The 19,677-nt window shown below is 61.8% G+C and carries 17 protein-coding genes; 14 read left to right on the top strand and 3 right to left on the bottom strand.

The features are described 5' to 3' along the window. The first annotated feature begins 8 nt into the window (after positions 1-8). The 9 genes from ACSQ2A_RS06605 (at position 9) to ACSQ2A_RS06565 (ending at position 8,624) form a co-directional block, all read left to right on the top strand. Positions 9-1,337 carry a DNA polymerase IV gene (locus ACSQ2A_RS06605; protein ID WP_436071545.1) on the top strand — a complete coding sequence of 443 codons (1,329 nt, stop codon included), beginning with the start codon at positions 9-11 and terminating at the stop codon, positions 1,335-1,337. Then, positions 1,334-1,792: a RidA family protein gene (locus tag ACSQ2A_RS06600; RefSeq protein ID WP_295412022.1), complete on the top strand. Its 459-nt coding sequence runs from the start codon at positions 1,334-1,336 to the stop codon at positions 1,790-1,792. Before ACSQ2A_RS06605 ends, ACSQ2A_RS06600 begins: the two co-directional genes overlap by 4 nt. 70 nt (positions 1,793-1,862) lie before the next feature. Continuing rightward, positions 1,863-2,624: a glycerophosphodiester phosphodiesterase family protein gene (locus ACSQ2A_RS06595; RefSeq protein ID WP_436071544.1), complete on the top strand. Its 762-nt coding sequence runs from the start codon at positions 1,863-1,865 to the stop codon at positions 2,622-2,624. After that, positions 2,614-3,789 carry a GNAT family N-acetyltransferase gene (locus tag ACSQ2A_RS06590; RefSeq protein ID WP_436071543.1) on the top strand — a complete coding sequence of 392 codons (1,176 nt, stop codon included), beginning with the start codon at positions 2,614-2,616 and terminating at the stop codon, positions 3,787-3,789. The genes ACSQ2A_RS06595 and ACSQ2A_RS06590 overlap by 11 nt, the downstream gene beginning before the upstream one ends. Positions 3,790-3,870: 81 nt before the next feature. Further along, a complete protein-coding gene (locus ACSQ2A_RS06585; RefSeq protein WP_436071542.1) occupies positions 3,871-4,971 on the top strand; it encodes a hypothetical protein in 1,101 nt (366 codons plus the stop codon). A gap of 12 nt (positions 4,972-4,983) precedes the next feature. Continuing rightward, the gene (locus tag ACSQ2A_RS06580) at positions 4,984-5,400 is read left to right on the top strand and encodes an HIT family protein (RefSeq protein ID WP_436071541.1); all 417 of its coding nucleotides are present in this window, start codon (positions 4,984-4,986) and stop codon (positions 5,398-5,400) included. Positions 5,401-5,496: 96 nt separating this feature from the next. After that, the gene (gene lexA, locus ACSQ2A_RS06575) at positions 5,497-6,204 is read left to right on the top strand and encodes a transcriptional repressor LexA (RefSeq protein WP_295412030.1); all 708 of its coding nucleotides are present in this window, start codon (positions 5,497-5,499) and stop codon (positions 6,202-6,204) included. Between the two features lie 5 nt (positions 6,205-6,209). After that, positions 6,210-6,584 (top strand): YybH family protein, encoded by a 375-nt coding sequence (locus tag ACSQ2A_RS06570; RefSeq protein WP_436071540.1) that lies wholly within the window; start codon positions 6,210-6,212, stop codon positions 6,582-6,584. 246 nt (positions 6,585-6,830) lie between these two features. Beyond that, positions 6,831-8,624 carry a diguanylate cyclase gene (locus ACSQ2A_RS06565; protein WP_436071539.1) on the top strand — a complete coding sequence of 598 codons (1,794 nt, stop codon included), beginning with the start codon at positions 6,831-6,833 and terminating at the stop codon, positions 8,622-8,624. A gap of 125 nt (positions 8,625-8,749) precedes the next feature. Here ACSQ2A_RS06565 and ACSQ2A_RS06560 read toward each other — a convergent pair whose 3' ends face one another. Then, entirely contained in the window at positions 8,750-9,694 is a 945-nt protein-coding gene (locus tag ACSQ2A_RS06560) for an alpha/beta fold hydrolase (RefSeq protein ID WP_436071538.1), read from the bottom strand. Between the two features lie 86 nt (positions 9,695-9,780). Between ACSQ2A_RS06560 and ACSQ2A_RS06555 the strand changes: the two genes are divergently transcribed. Beyond that, positions 9,781-10,500, top strand: a complete 720-nt coding sequence (locus ACSQ2A_RS06555) for a helix-turn-helix transcriptional regulator (protein ID WP_436071537.1) — start codon at positions 9,781-9,783, stop codon at positions 10,498-10,500. Between the two features lie 554 nt (positions 10,501-11,054). Here the strand turns inward: ACSQ2A_RS06555 and ACSQ2A_RS06550 are convergent. Beyond that, positions 11,055-12,863, bottom strand: a complete 1,809-nt coding sequence (locus tag ACSQ2A_RS06550; RefSeq protein ID WP_436071536.1) for an IlvD/Edd family dehydratase — start codon at positions 12,861-12,863, stop codon at positions 11,055-11,057. Between the two features lie 286 nt (positions 12,864-13,149). On the opposite strand from ACSQ2A_RS06550, the gene ACSQ2A_RS06545 reads away from it, so the two are divergent. The 4 genes from ACSQ2A_RS06545 to ACSQ2A_RS06530 are packed head-to-tail and all read left to right on the top strand — an operon-like array spanning position 13,150 to position 17,527. After that, positions 13,150-14,061 carry a 2-dehydro-3-deoxygalactonokinase gene (locus ACSQ2A_RS06545; RefSeq protein ID WP_436071535.1) on the top strand — a complete coding sequence of 304 codons (912 nt, stop codon included), beginning with the start codon at positions 13,150-13,152 and terminating at the stop codon, positions 14,059-14,061. 11 nt (positions 14,062-14,072) lie between these two features. Next, positions 14,073-14,684, top strand: coding sequence for a 2-dehydro-3-deoxy-6-phosphogalactonate aldolase (locus ACSQ2A_RS06540; protein ID WP_436071534.1), 612 nt, complete (start codon positions 14,073-14,075; stop codon positions 14,682-14,684). Then, positions 14,681-15,556 (top strand): SMP-30/gluconolactonase/LRE family protein, encoded by an 876-nt coding sequence (locus ACSQ2A_RS06535; protein ID WP_436071533.1) that lies wholly within the window; start codon positions 14,681-14,683, stop codon positions 15,554-15,556. Before ACSQ2A_RS06540 ends, ACSQ2A_RS06535 begins: the two co-directional genes overlap by 4 nt. A 9-nt stretch (positions 15,557-15,565) precedes the next feature. Continuing rightward, complete coding sequence (locus ACSQ2A_RS06530) at positions 15,566-17,527, top strand: beta-galactosidase (RefSeq protein ID WP_436071532.1); 1,962 nt, start codon at positions 15,566-15,568, stop codon at positions 17,525-17,527. On the opposite strand, the gene ACSQ2A_RS06525 is transcribed toward ACSQ2A_RS06530, so the two are convergent. After that, on the bottom strand, positions 17,496-19,598 hold the full coding sequence (locus tag ACSQ2A_RS06525) for a ComEC/Rec2 family competence protein (RefSeq protein ID WP_436071531.1): 2,103 nt from the start codon (positions 19,596-19,598) through the stop codon (positions 17,496-17,498). The two genes, ACSQ2A_RS06530 and ACSQ2A_RS06525, sit on opposite strands and share 32 nt — an antisense overlap. Between the last annotated feature and the right edge of the window lie 79 nt (positions 19,599-19,677).

Below are 19,677 nucleotides of genomic sequence, written 5' to 3'. Positions count from 1 at the left end.
CCGAGGCGATGGATTGGCTGTGCCGCGACTGCCTCAGTTCCGGAACGGCGGCGGCTGAACCCCGCCGCTGTCCGCAATGCGGCTCGCCCCGAATCCGCAGCCATTCCGAGCTTTTTGCCCTCTCCATCGCCCATGTCGATTGCGACGCCTTTTACGCCTCAGTCGAAAAGCGCGATGATCCGAGCCTGCGCGATCGTCCGCTGATCATCGGCGGCGGCGTGCGCGGTGTCGTATCCACCTGCTGCTATATTGCTCGCCAGTCCGGCGTCCGCTCCGCCATGCCCATGTATAGGGCGCGCGAGCTTTGCCCCGACGCGGTGATCATCAAGCCCAACATGGCCAAATATGTGGAAGTCAGCCGGCAGATTCGCCGCCACATGGACGCGCTGACGCCACTCGTCGAACCGCTTTCCATCGACGAGGCCTTCCTCGACCTGACGGGCACCGAGAGGGTTCACAAGGCGCCCCCCGCCTTGACCCTGGCGCGTTTCTCCCGCACCATCGAGCAGGAGGTCGGCGTCAGCATCTCCGTCGGTCTCAGCCACAACAAGTTCCTCGCCAAGGTCGCCTCCGACCTCGACAAGCCGCGCGGCTTCGCCGTCATCGGTGCCGCTGAAACCCTGTCATTCCTCGCGCCAAAACCCATCAGTCTGATCTTTGGCGTCGGCAAGGTCTTCTCCGAGACCCTCAAGAAGGACGGCTATCACACGATCGGCCAGCTGCAGGAGGCCGACCCCCTCCAGCTGATGCGCCTCTACGGCGAATCGGGCGCACGCCTCGCTCGCCTTTCCCTTGGACAGGACAGTCGCCGCGTCTCGATCGATGGCGAGATGAAGACCGTTTCCTCCGAAACAACCTTTAACCGCGATCTCGCGACGCTCGAGGAGCTGTCCACCGAACTTCTCCAATGTTGCGAACGCCTCTCCGAGCGCCTGAAGGCCAAGAATATCGTCGGCGACACGGTGACGCTAAAGCTCAAGACAGCTGGATTTAAGTTGCGCACGCGCGCTCGACACCTGATGATGCCGACACAGCTCGCCAATGTGCTTTACGAGGCAGGACTAAACCTCCTGCAGCGAGAGGCAGATGGCACGCCGTTCCGCTTGATCGGCATCGGCATTTCGGGCATCGAAGCGGCCGACGGGTCCGATCCAACGGACCTTCTCGAACCGCAGGTTGCCCGCAAGGCAGCGGCGGAACGGGCCATGGACCGCGTGCGTACCCGCTTTGGCCGCGCCGCCGTCGTCCGCGGCAAACTCTATACTAGCCGGCCCGAAACCAGTTCGGCCCCGGCATCCGAAGAAGAAGCAGAAGACCTGGAAGGCAAGACCAGATGACCGATCCGATCCAAAAGCTCCGCGAATATGGCTACGAACTGCCCGCGCCCAAGGCGCCCGTCGCGAGCTATGTGCCCGTCACCCGCAGCGGCAATCTCCTCTATGTCTCGGGCCAGATCTCGACCGGCGAGAACGGCGTGGTGGGCGGACGTCTGGGGGACACAATGAACGTCCAGCAGGGCGGCAATGCTGCCGAGCTCGCCATCCTCAACGTCCTTTCGCACATCGTTTATTCCGCAGGCGTACCGCTGCAGGACATCAAGAAGATCCTGAAGCTGACGGTTCTCGTCTGCTCCGACAATGAATTCACCGAACAGCATCTCGTTGCCAATGGCGCATCGAACCTGCTGGTCGGCATCTTGGGCGACAAGGGCAAGCACGCCCGCGCCGCCTTCGGCGTTACCTCGCTGCCATTTGGCGCAGCGGTGGAAATCGACGCTGTCGTCGAAGTCTAGCACCCGCCTGTAATTGCACTGTCACGGAGGCGTGCGAACCGGACGCCTCCGATTTCACGGCAGATTTTTCATGACCGCACCGCTCTTTCCCCGCCCTGTCGCTCATCGCGGCCTGCACGATCGCGCCAGTGGCGTCATCGAAAACAGTGCCAGCGCCTTTGCCGCCGCCATTGCAGGCAATTTCGCCATTGAGTGCGATCTCCAGCTTACGAGCGACGGTCACGCTCTGGTCTTTCACGATGAGAAGCTCGAACGGCTGACGGGCGAAACCGGTCTTGTCAGCGACCTTACCCTCGCCGAAATGACCGACATGAAACTGCTCGACAGCGCCGCCGGCGACCGTCCGCAGACCTTCGACACTTTCCTCGAGCAAATCTCGGGACGAGCCCTCCTCCAGGTCGAGCTCAAGCACCAGCCGAGCCTTGATGCCACGCGCCGCCTCGCGACGGTTGCGGCCGAAGCGCTCGCCAAATATTCCGGTCCGACCACGGTCGAATCCTTCGATCCGCGCCTCATCGCTCTCATCCGCGAATACGGCTTTGCCGGCCCGCGCGGCATTATCACCTATGACTACGAAGGCGAAGACTATCCGCCTGGGATCACCGAGGACGAGCGCTATACGCTGCGCCACCTCCTCCACTGGCACGAGACGCAGTTCGACTTCATTTCCTGCGACAAGAACGCTTTGACGCTGCCCGCGATCACATTCTGGCGCGCCCTCGGCAAGCCGGTGACCGCCTGGACGATCCGGTCTAAGGTTGAAGCGGAGGCCGCGGCCCCCTACATCGACCAGATCGTGTTCGAAGGGTTCAACCCGGACAGTGTCTCCTAAAGAGCTTTCAGCAACCATCCATCCCTCGACGGCCTCCATTCCGGCCGAGCAGTGGAATTCCCTTGTGCCGGGCACCGATGGGGTGCCCGACAATCCCTTCCTCGACCACGCCTTCTTTCTCGCGCTCGAAGAATCAGGTTGCGCCAACGGCCGCACCGGCTGGCAGCCGCAGCACATCCTCATCAAGGACGAAGCCGGCACTGCCGTGGGCTTGTTGCCGCTGTTCCTCAAAACCCATTCCATGGGCGAATATGTCTTCGACCACGGCTGGGCCCAGGCGCTCGAACGCGCCGGCGGACACTATTATCCCAAGCTGCAGGGCTCCGTACCCTTCACGCCCGTGACCGCCCCAAAGCTGCTGGTCCCCTCGGACAGTCTCGAAATCCGCGCTGCCTTGCTCTCGACTGCCGAAGAGCTGGCCCGCCAGCGCAATGCCTCGTCCGTCCACCTCACCTTCCTTCCCGACGAAGATGCCGCCACGGCCACAGCCTCGGACTGGCTGAGCCGCGTCGACACACAGTTCCACTGGCACAATGACGGCTTTTCGAGTTTTGACGCCTTCCTCGAAACCCTCTCCTCGCGCAAGCGCAAGGTGATCCGTCGCGAGCGCCGCGACGCATTGGCCGAGGGCATCAGCATTCGGTGGCTCAGCGGAGCCGACATCAAGGAGCATCACTGGGATGCTTTCTTCGATTTCTACGAGGACACCGGTTCTCGGAAGTGGGGCCAGCCCTATCTCAACCGCAAATTCTTCTCGCTGCTCGGCCAATACATGGCCGACCGGATCGTCCTGATTTTTGCCTATGATGGCAGCGAGCCCATTGCCGGCGCTATTAATTTCATCGGCAAGGACCGGCTCTATGGGCGGAATTGGGGCGCTACCCGCGAGGTGCCATTCCTCCATTTCGAGGTCTGCTACTACCAGGCCATCGACTACGCCATCGCCCATGGCCTCAGGGTTGTCGAGGCAGGCGCGCAGGGCGAACACAAGCTCGCGCGCGGCTACACCCCGGTGAGCACGCATTCGGCGCACTGGATTGCCCATCCGGGCCTCAGGGAGGCCGTTGCTGACTATCTCGAGGCAGAACGCCCTGCGGTAACCCACGAGCAGTCGGTGCTCGAAACTTTCTCACCCTACCGACGCGGCGAACGCACCGATCGCTGATCGCGTGCGGCGGCAAAGCACCTTTCCCTCCCCGGCGATCGATTCTAAAACCGTCTTATGTTTTGGGACGCTTTCATTTTTTTGCTTCAAGCCGCGCTCGCCTTCGTCGTTTCGACGGCTCTTTTCGATGCGCTCCACTGGTTGCTGCACCGCTGGGAAAAATCTCCCAATCCGTGGCTGAGGAAATTCTCCTCCTGGCACTGGGTTCACCACAAGTTCCTCGGGCTCGATATGCAGGTTAACCCGGCCTATGTCCGGGCCAATATCTGGTTCCACGTCCTGCCCGAATACCTCACCGCAATGCTGGGAACTCTGCTGTTCCTTTTCGTCTTTCCCTGGCCGCCGATCGCGCTGGTCGCCGTGGTGCGCACCATCATGCTGGGCCTGACGCTGCGGGAAGAAGGGCTCGATTTCAACCACATGTCCATGAACCGCGTGGGAGGCCAGCAGGGCCTTCTGTGGGTAAACAACAATTACCACGCGATGCATCATGTCTATCCGCACAACTTCTTCTCCTCCTTCACCAATGTCTTCGATCTCGTCGCGGGCACGACCTGCCAGATCGAGGGGCGGCGCTTTCTCGTTACCGGTTCGGGTGGCGCCTTCGGCTCGGCCATGATCAGGGCGCTGGAAAAGCGCGGCGCCATTGTCGAAGTGGCAAAGTCAGGTGTCGATTTTTCCGCGGGCAGCTATGCCGGACTAGAAGAAAAGCTCGCGCGCGCCGATGTCCTCGTGCTCTCCCACGGCGCCAAGACCGACGATTGCTGGAACGCCAATTACGTCACCTTCCGCGATCTCATCGAGCGTTTCACCGCCATCGGCAAAGGCCGCCTGGCGCCACCCGAAGTCTGGGCGCTGGGCTCCGAAGTCGAATTTCATGGCGATATGGGCCTGGATGAACTCAAGGACTATTCCAGCTCCAAGCGCGCCTTTGCGGCCCGCGCTCGCCACTATTATCGTTCCGACGATCTCATTTACCGCCACATCGTCCCCTCGTCCTTCACCTCCGCCATGGGCAAGGGCGCGATGTCAGCGGAAACGGCCGTCAACATCGCGCTGTTTTTCATCACACGCGGTATCAAGTATGTTCCGGTGACATTGACGGGCCTTGCCGTCCTCAATTTCTTCCGCTTCCGCTACGCCAACAATGCCGGCGACGAAACGCTGGCCGCAGCCGAATAATCCGAGGGGCCAATGAGCTACGATCCGACCAATATCTTCGCCAAAATCCTCAAGGGCGAACTGCCTTGTCACAAGGTCTATGAAGACGAGACTGCGTTGGTGATGATGGACATCTTCCCCCAGTCGAGGGGCCACACGCTGGTCATTCCCAGGGCCGCTTCGCGTAACCTTCTCGATGCCGATCCTGCGGCTCTCGCGGAAGTCATCCCGCTGGTGCAGCGCGTCGCCAAGGCTGTCCAGACCGCCACCAAGGCCGACGGCCTGCGTCTGGCCCAGTTCAACGAAGCCCCGGCCGGCCAGACCGTCTTCCACCTGCATTTTCACATCATTCCCGCCTATGAGGGCATTGCCCTTGGCGCCCACGCCACCGGCCGCGCCGACGATGGCGAACTGGCCCAGTTGGCCAAGGACATTGCGGCAGCGCTCTAGCGCCCGGAAAACACCAAAACCCCAAGACTCTTGCGGAACATAGGTGGAACACATATAGTCGTTCCGTCTATGTTCCGATTCTGGGGTCGCCGGGCAATGCTGACGCGCAAACAACACGAACTTCTCATGTTCATTCATGAACGCATGAAGGAAAGCGGCATTCCGCCGTCCTTCGATGAAATGAAGGACGCGCTCGATCTCGCCTCCAAATCCGGCATTCACCGGCTGATCACCGCGCTTGAAGAGCGCGGCTTCATCCGCCGCCTGCCCAACCGGGCCCGCGCGCTGGAAGTGGTAAAGCTCCCCGATTCGATGAACCCCTCGCTTGGCGGCCGCAAGTCCCGCTTCGAGCCATCCGTGATCGAGGGCAATCTGGGCAAGGTCGCCTCGCCCCCCGCGCGCAGCACCGACGACTATGCCCGCCCGATCTCGATCCCCGTCATGGGCCGCATCGCCGCCGGTACGCCGATCGAGGCGATCCAGAGCCATTCCCACACCATCGCCGTTCCCCCGGAAATGCTCGGCGCTGGCGAACACTATGCGCTCGAAGTGCGCGGCGACTCGATGATCGAAGCCGGCATTTTTGACGGCGACACGGTGCTCATAAAGAAGCAAGACACAGCCTCGACCGGCGAGATCATCGTCGCTCTCGTCGATGACGAGGAGGCTACCCTTAAGCGCCTGCGCCGCAAGGGCAATACCGTGGCGCTTGAAGCTGCCAATCCTGCCTATGAAACCCGCATCTTCCCGCCCGACCGCGTCAAGGTGCAGGGCCGGCTCGTTGGGCTCCTGCGGAAATATTGATTAGCGTGGCCGCCACACCTGAAGCGGTGATGGCGGCTTATGCCGACCTGATCAACCGGCACGATTTTGCGCTGCTGATCCCCCTGATCGACCCCAAAGCCAGCTTCTGGTTCAGTTCTGGCACCTACCAGGGCCACGAGGCGGTGCGCGAAGCCTTCGAGCGTACTTGGCGACGTCTCGCCAACGAAACCTATTGGCTGGAAGACCTCGTCTGGATCGCCAGAAGCGCGGAAGCCGCCAGCTGTACATACCGCTTTCATTGGCACGCTACGATCGACGGTCAACGCGCCGAAGGCAAAGGTCGCGGCACGACGGTTCTTGCCAAAAGCGAGAATGGCTGGCGCATTGTGCACGAACACCTGAGCGCTTTTCCGAAGTAACTGGAGCCGCTTCTGGCACTCGTGCTCCATAAACGAGGGCGTTGCCGCGGCGACGGCGAAGCTTTCGCCCTCAAGGCGTGTCTCAACCGGGACCAGTCTCTCCGCGCATCCATACCTTCCGTCGCTGCGCCACCCAGCCTGCGGCATCGCGACCCGAACAAAAATGGCAAAGTTTAAGCCGATTTTTAGCGCCATCGCGCATCCTCTAGCCTGAATCTAGGCCCCCTAATTGGAACGAGGACCGCGATGCGCATTAGCACGATTACCAATTGGGCATATGCCTTGACCGTAGGCCTGACCTTGTTGTCGGGCGGCTCGTTCATCATTGCAACGCACTACGCGGATCGCGAGCGTGACGCCCTCGATACGGCATGGAAGGCTGATGAGAGTGTCGAAGCGCTGGCTCGGGCGGCCGAGCTGACCACGGAGGACGCCCGGCTTTACGTGTTCACGGGCGAGCAACGATACCAACAGGCGTTTCAGGCTGCCCTGGCCGAAGAGCGTGAACGGGAACGCGCGGTTCGCGTATTGCGAGAACGGGGGCTGCCCGAAGAGGAATTGGCAGCGCTTCGTGCGATAGAAGCAAACGCCGAAATCCTGGACGCAATCGAGGAAAGCGCGGTTGCAGACTTTGCCAACGGAGCCGAAGCTCAAGCCAAAGCGGCTCTCTTCTCCCCCGAGCACGAAGAGGCCCAGTTCGGCCTCCTGAGCAGTGTCAGCCATTTTGTCGATCTCGTTGCCACGCGAACCCGCGGGGAAGTGGAGCAGGCAAGCGCTCAGGCAGCTCTTTGGGGAACGATAGCCAAGTCGATGCTCGCCCTGACCGCAGTGGTCTTCCTGTGCGTGCTCTATTTTGTCCTGACGCGGCGTGTGACGCGCCCCTTGCTTCGCATGAGCAATGTCGTGCAGCGCCTCGCCAAGCAGGACTATGATGTTCAGCTTCTGACAGACGGTCGTCGCGACGAGATTGGCGACATGAACCAGGCGATCCAGATATTTCGTGACAACGGCCTCGAAAGAGAGCGCCTGGACGCCGAACGGCGCAAGGATCAGCAGACCAAGGACCAGATACTGCAACTGATGCATCGTCTCCAGGCCTGTCGACTGGAAGGAGAACTTGCCCCGGTCGTGTCCCTGTTTGCCTCGCAGCTTTTTCCGGATCTTTCCGGCCATCTCTTCGTGATGAACACGGGCAGGACAGCGCTGATCGCCAAAAGCAGTTGGGGCACACCCACCCTGTCCGGCAAAGAATTCGCCGCTCATGAATGCTGGGGAATTCGAAGAGGCAGAGCGCATTTTAGCGAGGGCGCAAATAGTGACGTCAGATGCCTCCACCTCGAACAAGGTTCAAGCTCGGCTCTTTGCGTTCCGCTCTCAGCGCGCGGGGACACGGTCGGTGCACTGTACTTCGAGGAAGCCGAAGGCAGCGCGGCCCTCGCGAAAGCACGAACATATGTCGAGTTGATCGCAGAAAATCTGGCCCTGGCGATCGCCAATCTTCAATTGCGGGATCGACTTGCCAACCTCGCCGTGAAGGACCCTCTGACTGGACTGCTCAATCGGCGCTCGCTTGACGAGAATCTGGCGGAGTTGATCCAGAGCAGTGAAGACGGTTCCGCTTCGCTGATGATGATCGATATCGACCATTTCAAGCGCTTCAACGATCAGTTCGGACATGACGCCGGCGACTTCGTCATGGGTCAGGTGGCGGCCATCATGACCAGTATCGCTGGACCCGGAGGGGTCGTGCATCGATATGGCGGCGAAGAATTCGCAATCATCCTTCGAAAGCAGGACACAACTGCGGCGCTCCACACCGCGGAAGCGATAAGGCATGCCATCGAAACCGCGCCGATCGATTATCAGGGGCAGCCCTTGGGAACCGTCACCGTTTCCATCGGCATAGCGTCCACCGAAGATGATCGACCCAAAGCCACTCTGATGCAGCGGGCCGATGCGGCGCTTCTGCAGGCCAAGTCCAGCGGAAGAAACGCCGTCGTCAGCGATTGGTCTGGCCGCGCCAATAGACGCCTTGCATAAAAAGGAAACTGGTCGCCCTTCGCTCGCTGCAAGCTGAGGCGATGGCGATCGGTCTATCGCCTCGGGCGTCGCTTCCGCCCTCCGGCCGAACCGGAGGGCGTCCTCTGCGTGCAGCCCCCCTTGGACTAGGAAGCCTTCTGCCGTTCCAGCCAGCCCAATATCGCCTGGTTCGTCTCTTCCGGTTTTTCCTGCTGAATCCAGTGCCCGCAATCGAGCATGACCACATCTACATTCGGAACAAACGTAGCCAGTTTATCGGACGGCGGAATCGCGTCGCGCGCGCCGTGGATCATGAGTGTTGGTTGCCGAATGATAGGATCCGCATCGGCCAACAGATGCCAGTTGCGATCAAGATTCCTGTACCAGTTGATGCTGCCGGTAAATCCCGTTTTCTCGAAGGCCGAGACGAAAACCGCCAACTCGCCATCGCTCATCAAGGGCTCCCCGAGCGGCGTTTCTGCCCTGGCGAGATTGATCATCGCCATGCCCGGCTCGGGCTCCTTGAAGGGCTCGTTTTTCCGATAGAGGTTGCGTAGGAACCGGAAGGCATTCTCGTCCAACACGGCGTCGGCCACGCCCGGCTGCCGATTGAAATGGACGAAATAATACTCACTACCAAGGATTTGCTCCAGGAACTCGATCCAGGGCAGCTCTCCGCGCTCCTGGTAGGGCAGGCTCAGATTGATCACTTTGTTGACCCGGCTCGGATGCAACAGGGTCAGCCCCCAAACGACCATCGCACCCCAATCGTGCCCGACAAAGGTGGCTTGGTCGTAGCCGTAGTGATCGAGAAGGGCGACGAGGTCACCCGCCAAATGTTCGATGTCATAGGCTGAGACTTCGGCCGGACGGGACGAGTTGCCATAGCCCCGCTGGTTCGGAACGATGACATGGTAGCCCGCTGCGACAAGGGCGGGCACCTGGTAGCGCCAGGAAAAAGCATGCTCCGGCCAGCCGTGACAGAGCACAATCGGGTTTCCGTGATTTTCCCGGCCTGCCTCGAAGACTTCGAGTTTCACGCCGTTGACGGAAACAAGCGAAGGCTTGGGAAAGTCGATCATATTGGGCATTGGTCATTCACCTTGCTGATGTTGCGACCGCTGCCTAAAAGTGAATGGTGCCAAACTTTGACACCATTGAATGACATCCTCTCCGAATGAAAGCTCGCCTCCGACAAGACGCCATCGTGCGCAGCCTTCGCCGAAACGGCACGTCGACAATCGCCGACCTCGCCGAAGCGGTTGGCGCATCCCGGCGCACTGTTTTGCGTGACATCAGCGCGTTGCGCGATGAGGGTTTCGTCATTCATTCGGAGCCCGGGCGCGGGGGCGGCCTGCAACTCGATCCGCAATCGCTTCAGACCACAGCGCGGCTCTCGGTCGCCGAAGTCTTCGCGCTTCTCATCAGCGTTGCATCGATGCGTGCAGCCGGAAACCTTCCCTTTTCGGATCTCGCCGATGCCGGGCTCTCCAAAATCGAGGCAGCCTTGCCGCCGGACAAGTTGCGCGACCTGCGCCGATTCCTGGGCTGCCTCTATGTCGGGCAACTGTCACCGCAGGTGGACATATCGGATATGGGCGCGATGGACCCCGCGCTGCTACCGGCATTCGAGACGGCATTTCTGCAACGGCAGCATCTGCGCTTCCAATACCGTGATGCAAAAGGGATCTTGTCCCACCGAAATGTTGAACCGCAGGCCATGCTGATCCTGCCACCGCTATGGTATTTGGTGGCCTGGGATCCGGCACGCCAGGACTTCCGTCACTTTCGTATGGACCGGATCAGCACGCCGGCAATCGACGAAGGCGCAAGGTTTCAGCGGCGGCATGTGCCATTCGAGGATCACGTCCGCCCAGTTCGCGATCTGTCTCGTTGAACGCGGCACATAGGCATTCGCCGTTGCACAGCTAAACGGCGCAACGCCGGTGCGCGCGTCTTCCTCCCGCCCCAAAAACTCTCCCCGCTATCCACCACCGCCAGGGTCCCATCGGCCAATGCCTTTCGCGGCCACCACCAAACTTATCCCCGGCCCCCGCCCGTCATGCCACTATCCCACTGTTCCCACCGCAACACGCGGTACCGACGAAGTGCCGGGTGGGAAGACGGGCTGCTTGAGGTCGCTCAGGCGGGTGCGTGGATGCCGACCACCGGTCAAGCGGCAGTGAGCCCCCGTTGCATCTTGGGATGCTTCCGACGGCGATCTGGACCGTAAAACCTCAAAAGGGGACCGCTCGAGGCGTGCGCAAAAAATCCCGATCGTGGGAAGCGGCTTTCGCCTCTTCTTTTCATCCACATTTCGGGGCGAAAGCCGCTTTCCGCCGTGCGCCCGATGGGCGCCGCGACCGTGCAACCGCGCCGCCAACAAAAAGGCCGGGCGGCACTTTGTGCTGCCCGGCCTTTGGTCAAAGCGTGGTTACGCCTCGATCAGGCTTAGTGGTTGTCGCGCGGCAAGCCTTCGTTCTGGGCGATGCGCTGATACTTCTCGGCGGGCTTCAGGATAGCGCCGTCGCCAAGCTGGCCGACGATACCGCGCTGGATTTCCTGCCACGGCGTCTGGTGCTTGGGGAACTTGTAGCCGCCAGCGGCTTCAAGCGCGGCGCGACGGGTCGCGATTTCCTCGGCCGAGATCAGGATATTGGCCTCGCCCTTGTTGAGGTCGATGCGCACCTTGTCACCGGTCTTGAGGATGGCAAGGTTGCCACCGGCAGCAGCTTCCGGGGACGCGTTGAGGATCGAAGGCGAGCCCGAAGTACCCGACTGGCGACCGTCACCAATACAGGCGAGCGAGGAGATGCCCTTCTTGATCAGGTAGGCCGGCGGTCGCATATTGACGACTTCGGCAGCGCCCGGATAGCCGATCGGGCCGGCGCCGCGCATGAAGAGCAACGTGTGCTCGTCGATCTCGAGCGAGGGATCGTCGATGCGGTGGTGATAGTCTTCCGGACCATCAAAGACCACCGCCTTGCCTTCGAACATGCCCGGGTGTTCGGGATTGTTCAGGTAACGCTCGCGGAACTCGGTCGAGATCACGCTGGTCTTCATGATGGCGGTATCGAAGAGGTTGCCGCGCAGCACGAGGAAGCCGGCATCGACCTTGAGCGGGTTGTCGAAGTGACGAATGACCTTGTCGTCCTGGATCGTCGTCGCGCGGCAATTCTCGCCAATGGTCTTGCCGTTGACGGTCGGTGCGTTCTCGCGGATCAGGCCCTGCTTCATCAGCTCGTTGACCACCGCCGGCACGCCGCCAGCGTGGTAGTAGTCTTCGCCGAGATATTCGCCGGCAGGCTGCAGATTGACCAGCAGCGGCACCTTGTGGCCGTAGGTCTGGAAGTCCTGCAGTTCCAGCTCGACGCCGATGTGCTTGGCAATGGCCTGGATATGGATCGGCGCATTGGTCGAGCCACCGATCGCCGAATTGACGACGATGGTGTTGATGAAGTTGTCCTTGGTGAGAATGTCGGACGGCTTCAGGTCCTCGTGCACCATGTCGACGATGCGCTTGCCGGTGCGGTACGCCATTTCCTGACGGTCGCGGTAGGGCGCCGGGATCGCGGCCGAACCGGGCAGCTGCATGCCAAGCGACTCGGCCAGCGAGTTCATCGTGGTGGCCGTGCCCATGGTGTTGCAGTAGCCGGTCGACGGAGCCGACGAAGCAACGAGTTCGATGAACTGTGCGTAGTCGATTTCGCCGGCGGCCATCATCTGACGGGCCTTCCAGACGATAGTGCCCGAACCGGTGCGTTCGCCCTTGTGCCAGCCGTTCAGCATCGGGCCGACCGACAGGGCAATCGCCGGGATGTTCACGGTCGCCGCGCCCATCAGCATGGCCGGAGTGGTCTTGTCGCAGCCGATGGTCAGCACCACGCCATCAAGCGGGTAGCCATAGAGCACTTCGACGAGGCCGAGATAGGCAAGGTTGCGGTCAAGGCCTGCGGTCGGACGCTTGCCGGTTTCCTGGATCGGATGCACCGGAAATTCGATGGCGATACCGCCGGCTTCACGAATGCCCTCACGCACGCGTTCAGCCAGGACGATATGGTGACGGTTGCAGGGGCTGAGGTCGGAACCGGTCTGCGCAATGCCGATGATCGGCTTGCCCGATTGCAGCTCTTCGCGCGAGACGCCGAAGTTCATGTAGCGCTCGAGATAGAGCGCGGTCATGTCCGGGTTTTCGGGATTATCGAACCATGCACGCGAGCGCAGCTTCTTGGGGGCACCGGCGCCATTGTCAGTCGTCATCGTCAAATTCCTTTTCCGTCCGCCGCAGCGAACCGTGGGGCCTTGGTTGACCCCGTTCTAGCACGGCAAACGCCGGTGTGAACGGCTCCAAACGAAAAAATCATACAATTGATTGCGCTGGCGCAACAGACCCCAGATGTGCCGGAACGCGCTGAAAATCTTACCAATCGAGGAGATCACTGCTCCTCGCTCGGGTAGCGGGTGCAGCGGAACGCCCTGTTCAGAGCGGACGAAGCCCATTAGGGTCGCGCCGCATTCATTAGGCGTTCGTCGAGGAGAGTTTGGGTTGAGCGAATCTGTTGCGTGGATTGCCGTCGATTGGGGCACATCCAATCTCCGAGGCTGGACGATCGATGCGGACGGCAACGTCCTTGCGTCCCGCAGTTCGCCCAAGGGTATGGGCAAGCTCACCCGCGAAGAATTCCCGGCAGCGCTGGCCGAGCTCCTCTCCGGCGTCGATCTCGCTGGCCCGACCGACGTTCTCGTCTGCGGCATGGCCGGTGCCCGCCAGGGCTGGCTCGAAGCGCCCTATCTCGAAGCGCCGACTGACCTGCGCGGCCTCCTCAAGGGTGCCGTTCACCCCCATAGCGGTTCGGACAAGCTGAAAGTCTCGATCCTGCCCGGCGTCTGCCAGAAGCAGGGAGCCGACAACGTCATGCGCGGCGAGGAAACCCAGTTGCTGGGCCTCGCAAGCACCCTGCCCGGCTATTCCGGCCTCGTCTGCATGCCCGGCACCCATTCGAAATGGGCACTGCTTGACGGCACGAAGATCGAGCATTTCACCACCGCAATGACCGGCGAAATGTTCGAGATCCTTTCCACGCATTCGGTGCTGCGCCATTCGCTCGGCGGCGACCTCGACACCCCTGAGCGCGTCGAAGGATTCGCGGCCGGCGCCAGGGACGGTCTCGAGCACCCGGCCGACCTCCTCGGCCAATTGTTCCGCGTCCGCGCCAGTGCCCTTGTCTCGAACCGTCAGCCTGCCTGGTGCGCCGGCTATCTCTCGGGCCTGCTCATCGGCACCGAAATATCAGCCAATCGCCACCAGATCGGTAACGAACCCGTTCCGCTGATCGGTTCGCATGTGCTCTGCGCCCTCTATGGCCAGGTGCTGGAAATGGCCGGCGCTGCCGGTCGCCCCGTCGATGCTACTGCTGTCGTACTGGCCGGCCTCAAGGCCGCTCGTTACGCCGCCTAAGGAAACACGCCATGTCCCACCGCCACATCATCGCCATCCTGCGCGGCATCACCAATGACGAGGCCGCGCCGGTCTGCACGGCTCTCGTCGAAGCCGGTATCACCCTCATCGAAGTGCCGCTGAATTCGCCCAATGCGCTCGAGAGCATTTCGCGGGCGGCCAAGGCACTGTCCGACCGCGCGGAAATCGGCGCCGGTACGGTTCTCACCGAAGAGAGCGTACGCGCCGTCGCGGCCGCTGGCGGCACTTTCATCGTCTCGCCCGACACGAATGAAGCCGTCATCGCCGAGACTGTAAAACTTGGCCTCAAATCCTATCCAGGCGTCTTCTCGCCCAGCGACGCCTTCAAGGCGATCCGCACCGGCGCGACCGGGCTGAAATTCTTCCCGGCCGAAGTATTGGGCTCCAAGGGCATCAAGGCCATGAAGGCGGTGCTCCCGCCTGACCTCCCGCTCTACGCTGTGGGCGGAGCCAATCCCGACAACTTCGATGAATTCTTCGCCGTCGGCTGCGCCGGCTTCGGCCTTGGCACTTACATCTACAAGCCCGGCATGAGCGTTGCCGAAGTCGCCGAGCGCGCCGCCACTGCCGTCGCCGCCTATGACAAGGGAGCCAAGGCATGAGCGATACGGCACGCCTCCTGATCGACAGCAAGTGCGAGCTGGGCGAAGGCCCTATCTGGCACGGCGAACGCCAGCAGCTCTTCTGGTTCGACATCAACGAACAGTCGCTGTTCGCTGCCAACGCGGATGGTGAAATCGAGGAAAGCTGGCTCTTCAACGAGACCGTGGCCGCAGCCGCGATCATCGACCGGGATCGGCTGGCAATCGCCAGCGAGAACGGCCTGATCGAGTTCGACCTTAGCGTGGGCGGCATGAATCGCCTGCACGACATCGAGCGCGAGGTACCGGCCAACCGGACCAATGACAGCCGCGTTCATCCGTCCGGCGCCTTCTGGATCGGCACCATGGTCAAGGAAGAGGGACCAAAGGAAGGTTCCGTCTATCACTACCGCGCCGGCCAGCTCAAAAAGATCATCGAGAACGTCGCCATTCCCAATGCGACCTGCTTCTCGCCCGATGGCCGCATCGCCTATTGGACCGACACGCCGACCAAGAAGATCCTGAAATGCGCGACCGATCCCGAAACCGGCCTGCCGGTTGGCGAATGGGAACTGTTCGCTGACGTGTCGGACCACCGCGGCTGGCCCGATGGCGCCGTGGTTGATAGCGAAGGCTATCTCTGGAACGCCCGCTGGGGCGGCAGCTGCGTCGTTCGTTTCGCGCCCGATGGATCGATTGATCGCGTCGTGGAAGTCCCCGTCAGCCAGGTCACCTGCCCCGCCTTTGGTGGCAAGGACCTCAAGACGCTGTTCATCACCACCGCGGCCAAGACACTGACGCCGGAACAACTCGCCGCCGAAAAGGTGGCCGGTGGCGTCTTTGCCATCGAGGTCGACGTGCCCGGCCTTCCCGAAACTCCCATAAAGCTCTGAGCCTAAGCCATGTCCATCAGTCCCACCCTCGGCGTTTGCTACTATCCCGAACATTGGCCTGAAGAGTGGTGGGACAAGGACGCTGCCCGCATGGCCGAAGTGGGTATCAAGTATGTCCGCATCGGCGAATTCGCCTGGTCGCGGCTGGAGCCGACGCCGGGCGATCTACAGCTCGACTGGATGATCCGGGCCATGGACGTGCTTGGCAAGCACGGCCTCAAGGTCGTCGTCGGCACGCCGACCGCCACACCACCGCGCTGGATGGTCGACAAGCACCCCGACATGCTGGCGGTGGATGCCCGCGGGCAGCGCAAGGGCTTTGGCTCACGCCGCCATTACGATTTCTCGCACCTGCCCTATCGCGAGGAATCGGCGCGCATCACGCAGATTCTTGCTGATGCGCTCAGCGATCATCCCGCGCTCGGCGGCTGGCAGACCGACAACGAATATGGCTGCCATGGCACGACCTATTCCTATTCGCCCGCAGCGCTCGAAGGCTTCCGCAAATGGCTCGCTGACCGTTACGGGTCGATCGAGGCGCTGAACCAGGCCTGGGGCAATGTCTTCTGGTCGATGGAATACAACAGCTTCGACCAGATCGATCTGCCGAACCTGCTCGTGTGCGAACCCAACCCGATTCACGACCTCGATTTCCGTCGCTATTCCTCGGATCAGGTCAGTGCCTTCAACAAGGTGCAGTACGACATCCTCAAGGCCAAGCGACCGGACTTGCCTGTCATCCACAATTTCATGAGCCGATACACCGAGTTCGACCATTACGACCTGGCCGAAACGCTCGATGTCGCGAGCTGGGACTCCTACCCCATCGGTCACCTCGCGGTCAGCGACGAGACCGAGGACATGAAGCGCCAATACATGCGTCAGGGCGACCCGGACAATGCGGCCTTCCATCACGATCTCTACCGCACGGTCGGCCATGGCCGCTGGTGGGTCATGGAACAGCAGCCCGGCCCGGTGAATTGGGCAAAGTTCAATCCTGATCCCCTGCCCGGCATGGCCCGCCTCTGGGCGTGGGAAGCCTTTGCGCATGGCGCCGAAGTCGTTTCCTACTTCCGCTGGCGGCAGGCACCCTTCGCGCAGGAGCAGATGCATGCCGGCCTGTTGCGCCCGGACAGCGAGCCCGCGCCAGCTTATGGCGAAGCAAGCCAGGTCGCCGAGGAACTCAAGCTCACCGGCCTCGATGGTCCCGTGGGCAAGGCACGCGTCGCGCTTGTCTTCGACTATGACAGCGAATGGGCTTGGGAAGTGCAACCGCAGGCTCAGGGCTTCAAGCACGGCGCGCATGTGCGAGACATCTACGCCGCCTTCCGCAAGCACGGCGTCGACATCGACATTCTCTCGCCCAAGACCAAGAGCTTCGCCGGCTACGACATCGTGGCAATCCCGGCGCTCTTTGCCTGGACGGAGGAATTGCGCGAGGCCGTGGCCGCCTTTGAAGGTCATCTGCTGATCGGCCCACGCTCGGGCTCGAAGACAAAAAACTTCTCCATTCCTGCCCGCCTTGGTCCGGACCTGTCGCCTAACCTTCTCGATGCCCGCGTGATGCGGGTAGACAGCATTCCCGCACACGTTTCGGTCACCGTGAAGGGCGGTGGCTCGACGCGCCTGTGGCGCGAAAAGGTCGAAACCCGCGGCGAAGTGGTGATGGAGGACAATGAAGGCGTGCCGGTGCTGATCTCGCAGGGCAAGCTGTTCTACCTCACCGCCAGCGGCGATCGGGCCCTGATGCAGCGGATCGCCGACTATCTGATTGCCGAGGCCGACCTGCCGATCCTCAGCCTGCCGGCCGGCGTTCGCGCCCGCAGCCGCGGCGGCTTCCGCATTTACGTGAACTATTCGGCCAGTGGCGCCACTCTGAGCCCGGCCGCCGACGAGAGCGGCTATGTGATTGGCGGCACTGAGGTGCCGGCCGCCGGTGTCACCGTGGCAAAACTCGCCAAGGCCGGCTGAGCGTTTCGATGGCCGGGCGGATTTCGAACCGTCCGGCCGTTTCATCCCAACGCAGCCACTGGACACCACCATTCGCGAGGTCATTTGCCGTGATGATCTGACCGGATGCGCCGCAGCCTTTGGGCGCCAAAATTCGGGCAACGACCAGATCTTGTCCCACACAATCTTCGGCAAAGGCAGCCGCGTTTCGGATCACTGCGATGCTGAATCTCTCTGTCTTCACGATGCATCCAACGCTGTCGCAATGGGTGCCTGAATGGGTCGGAGCAATCTCGGTCTGGTAGTGTTGGCTCCAGACATCGACGGCGAAGCTTCCCGTGCGTCCGGTGACAAGGCCCATGCCCGTTCCATCGCGGACCGCGACGGCCTGGGTCGTATCAGCGATTAGCACGTCGGGCCGAGGCGAGAAGCCGAATAGCAGAACGATAGGTAGCACTATGACCGGGACCAACAGGCGCCAGCGCCCGTCGATGAAGGCGAACCAGGCAAAAGCCCCGAGACCTGCCAGCAGCGTCCACCCCGCCAAGATGGGGTTACCGGTCAGGTTTGCGCTCCAGCCCGCAACCAGTCCCGCCACGTCCACCATGCGGTCGATGTTCCAGCCCATCAGCTTGAGAAGGGGACCGTCCAGGCCGAAAGGCATGGCAAGGATGGCGAGCACGCCGAACCACATGATGAGGCCGACGAAGGGGAGCGCCAGCACGTTGCCGAGTACTCCAAGCGGCGCTGTCTGCTGAAAATGGTAGGCGGAGAAGAGCAGTGTCGCAGCACCGGCCACAAAACTGGTCCACGCTGTTGCCGAAATGAAGCGTAACAGGCGCTCGACACTTCCGCCGGTTCCCGGAGGGGATAGGCGCGGCAGTTCGTAGATGCCGATGAGCGCGACCACGGCGGCGAAGGAGAGCTGAAAGCTGGCGCGGAAGACGCTGGCGGGGTCGATGAGGATGATCACCAGGGCGGCAATAGCGACGTTGCGCATGGTCAGGGCGCGGCGTCCTGCGAGGACGGCGCCAAAGATCAGGGCGAGCATAAGGGTGGAGCGGAAAGCCGGAACATTGTCCATGCCTCCCGCGAGAAGCAGATAGCCGAAGGCGGCGGACAGGCCAGCAATCGCCGCTATCTGCTTGTTGGGCCAGGTCAGGGCCATAGGCAAGCTCGCCAGCGCCAGACGCAAGAGCCAGAAGATGCCGCCAGCGACGATGGACAGGTGGAGCCCGGAGATCGAATAGACATGGGCGAGGCCCGAGGCGGCCATGACATCGCGCGTTTCATCGCTGATGGCACTCTGGTCGCCCATCATGATGGCGCGGCCAATCGCTGCGCTGGAGCCCTCCAGCGCGAGATCGATCCGCTCGCCAATATGGTTGCGCAGCGCCTGCACTCGACGTGCGATGTCGCCGTCGTCGCCCTGGGCGACAATTTCAACCGTGCCGATTGCGTTGCCGTAGGCGCCAATGCCGGAAAAGTAGGCGTGGAACTGCCCATCGAAGGCCCCGGGCAAGATCGGGCCCGGCACGGAGGCCAGCCGGATCCGCGTTTCAATCAGGTCGCCGACCTCGACTCTTGGCTCCGTCGGCAGAAGGATGCGAGCGCGTCTGATCGGCAGTTCGCGCGCGTCTTCGATTGGACGCATCGAGGAGACGACGGCGCGGATACCGCTTGCATCGGCCGACAGAACCTCGTCAACTCGTGCCTCATAGGTGCCGTAGGCAGGCACCGATAGCATGGCGGTACCGAAGGCCAGTCCATGCAGGGCGAGAAGACAGAAGCCGAGCCAGGCCGCGCACAATTGAGTTGCCACACGCAAACCAGCGAGCGAGTGCGACAGTGTTGCCAGCACCAGACATCCGGTAACGCAGAGCGAACCAATGATGAAATGGAAGGCCTCGGGCTCAGCGGGTAGCAGTGCATAGACGGCAAGCCCGAAAATCAGGCTGAAGGGCAGAAGCACGAAGAGGCGCCGTTGCTCTGCAGCATCGACAACGGCCTCATAGAGGGACTGCCAGACAAGCGTGAGCCAGCCGGCCGCATGCCAGAGGCGCGGGCGTGCAATGCCCGATGCCCCCAGCACAATCTGCCCTCTGCCGGTCCCCTGCCCCTGCACCGTGCGCCCCTGCCCTTGCGCTCAAGCCCGCCTATGCTACACACGG

This window comes from Devosia sp. LjRoot3, from assembly GCF_964252865.1.
GTDB lineage: Bacteria > Pseudomonadota > Alphaproteobacteria > Rhizobiales > Devosiaceae > Devosia.
This window is presented reverse-complemented; position numbering and strand designations above follow the sequence as displayed.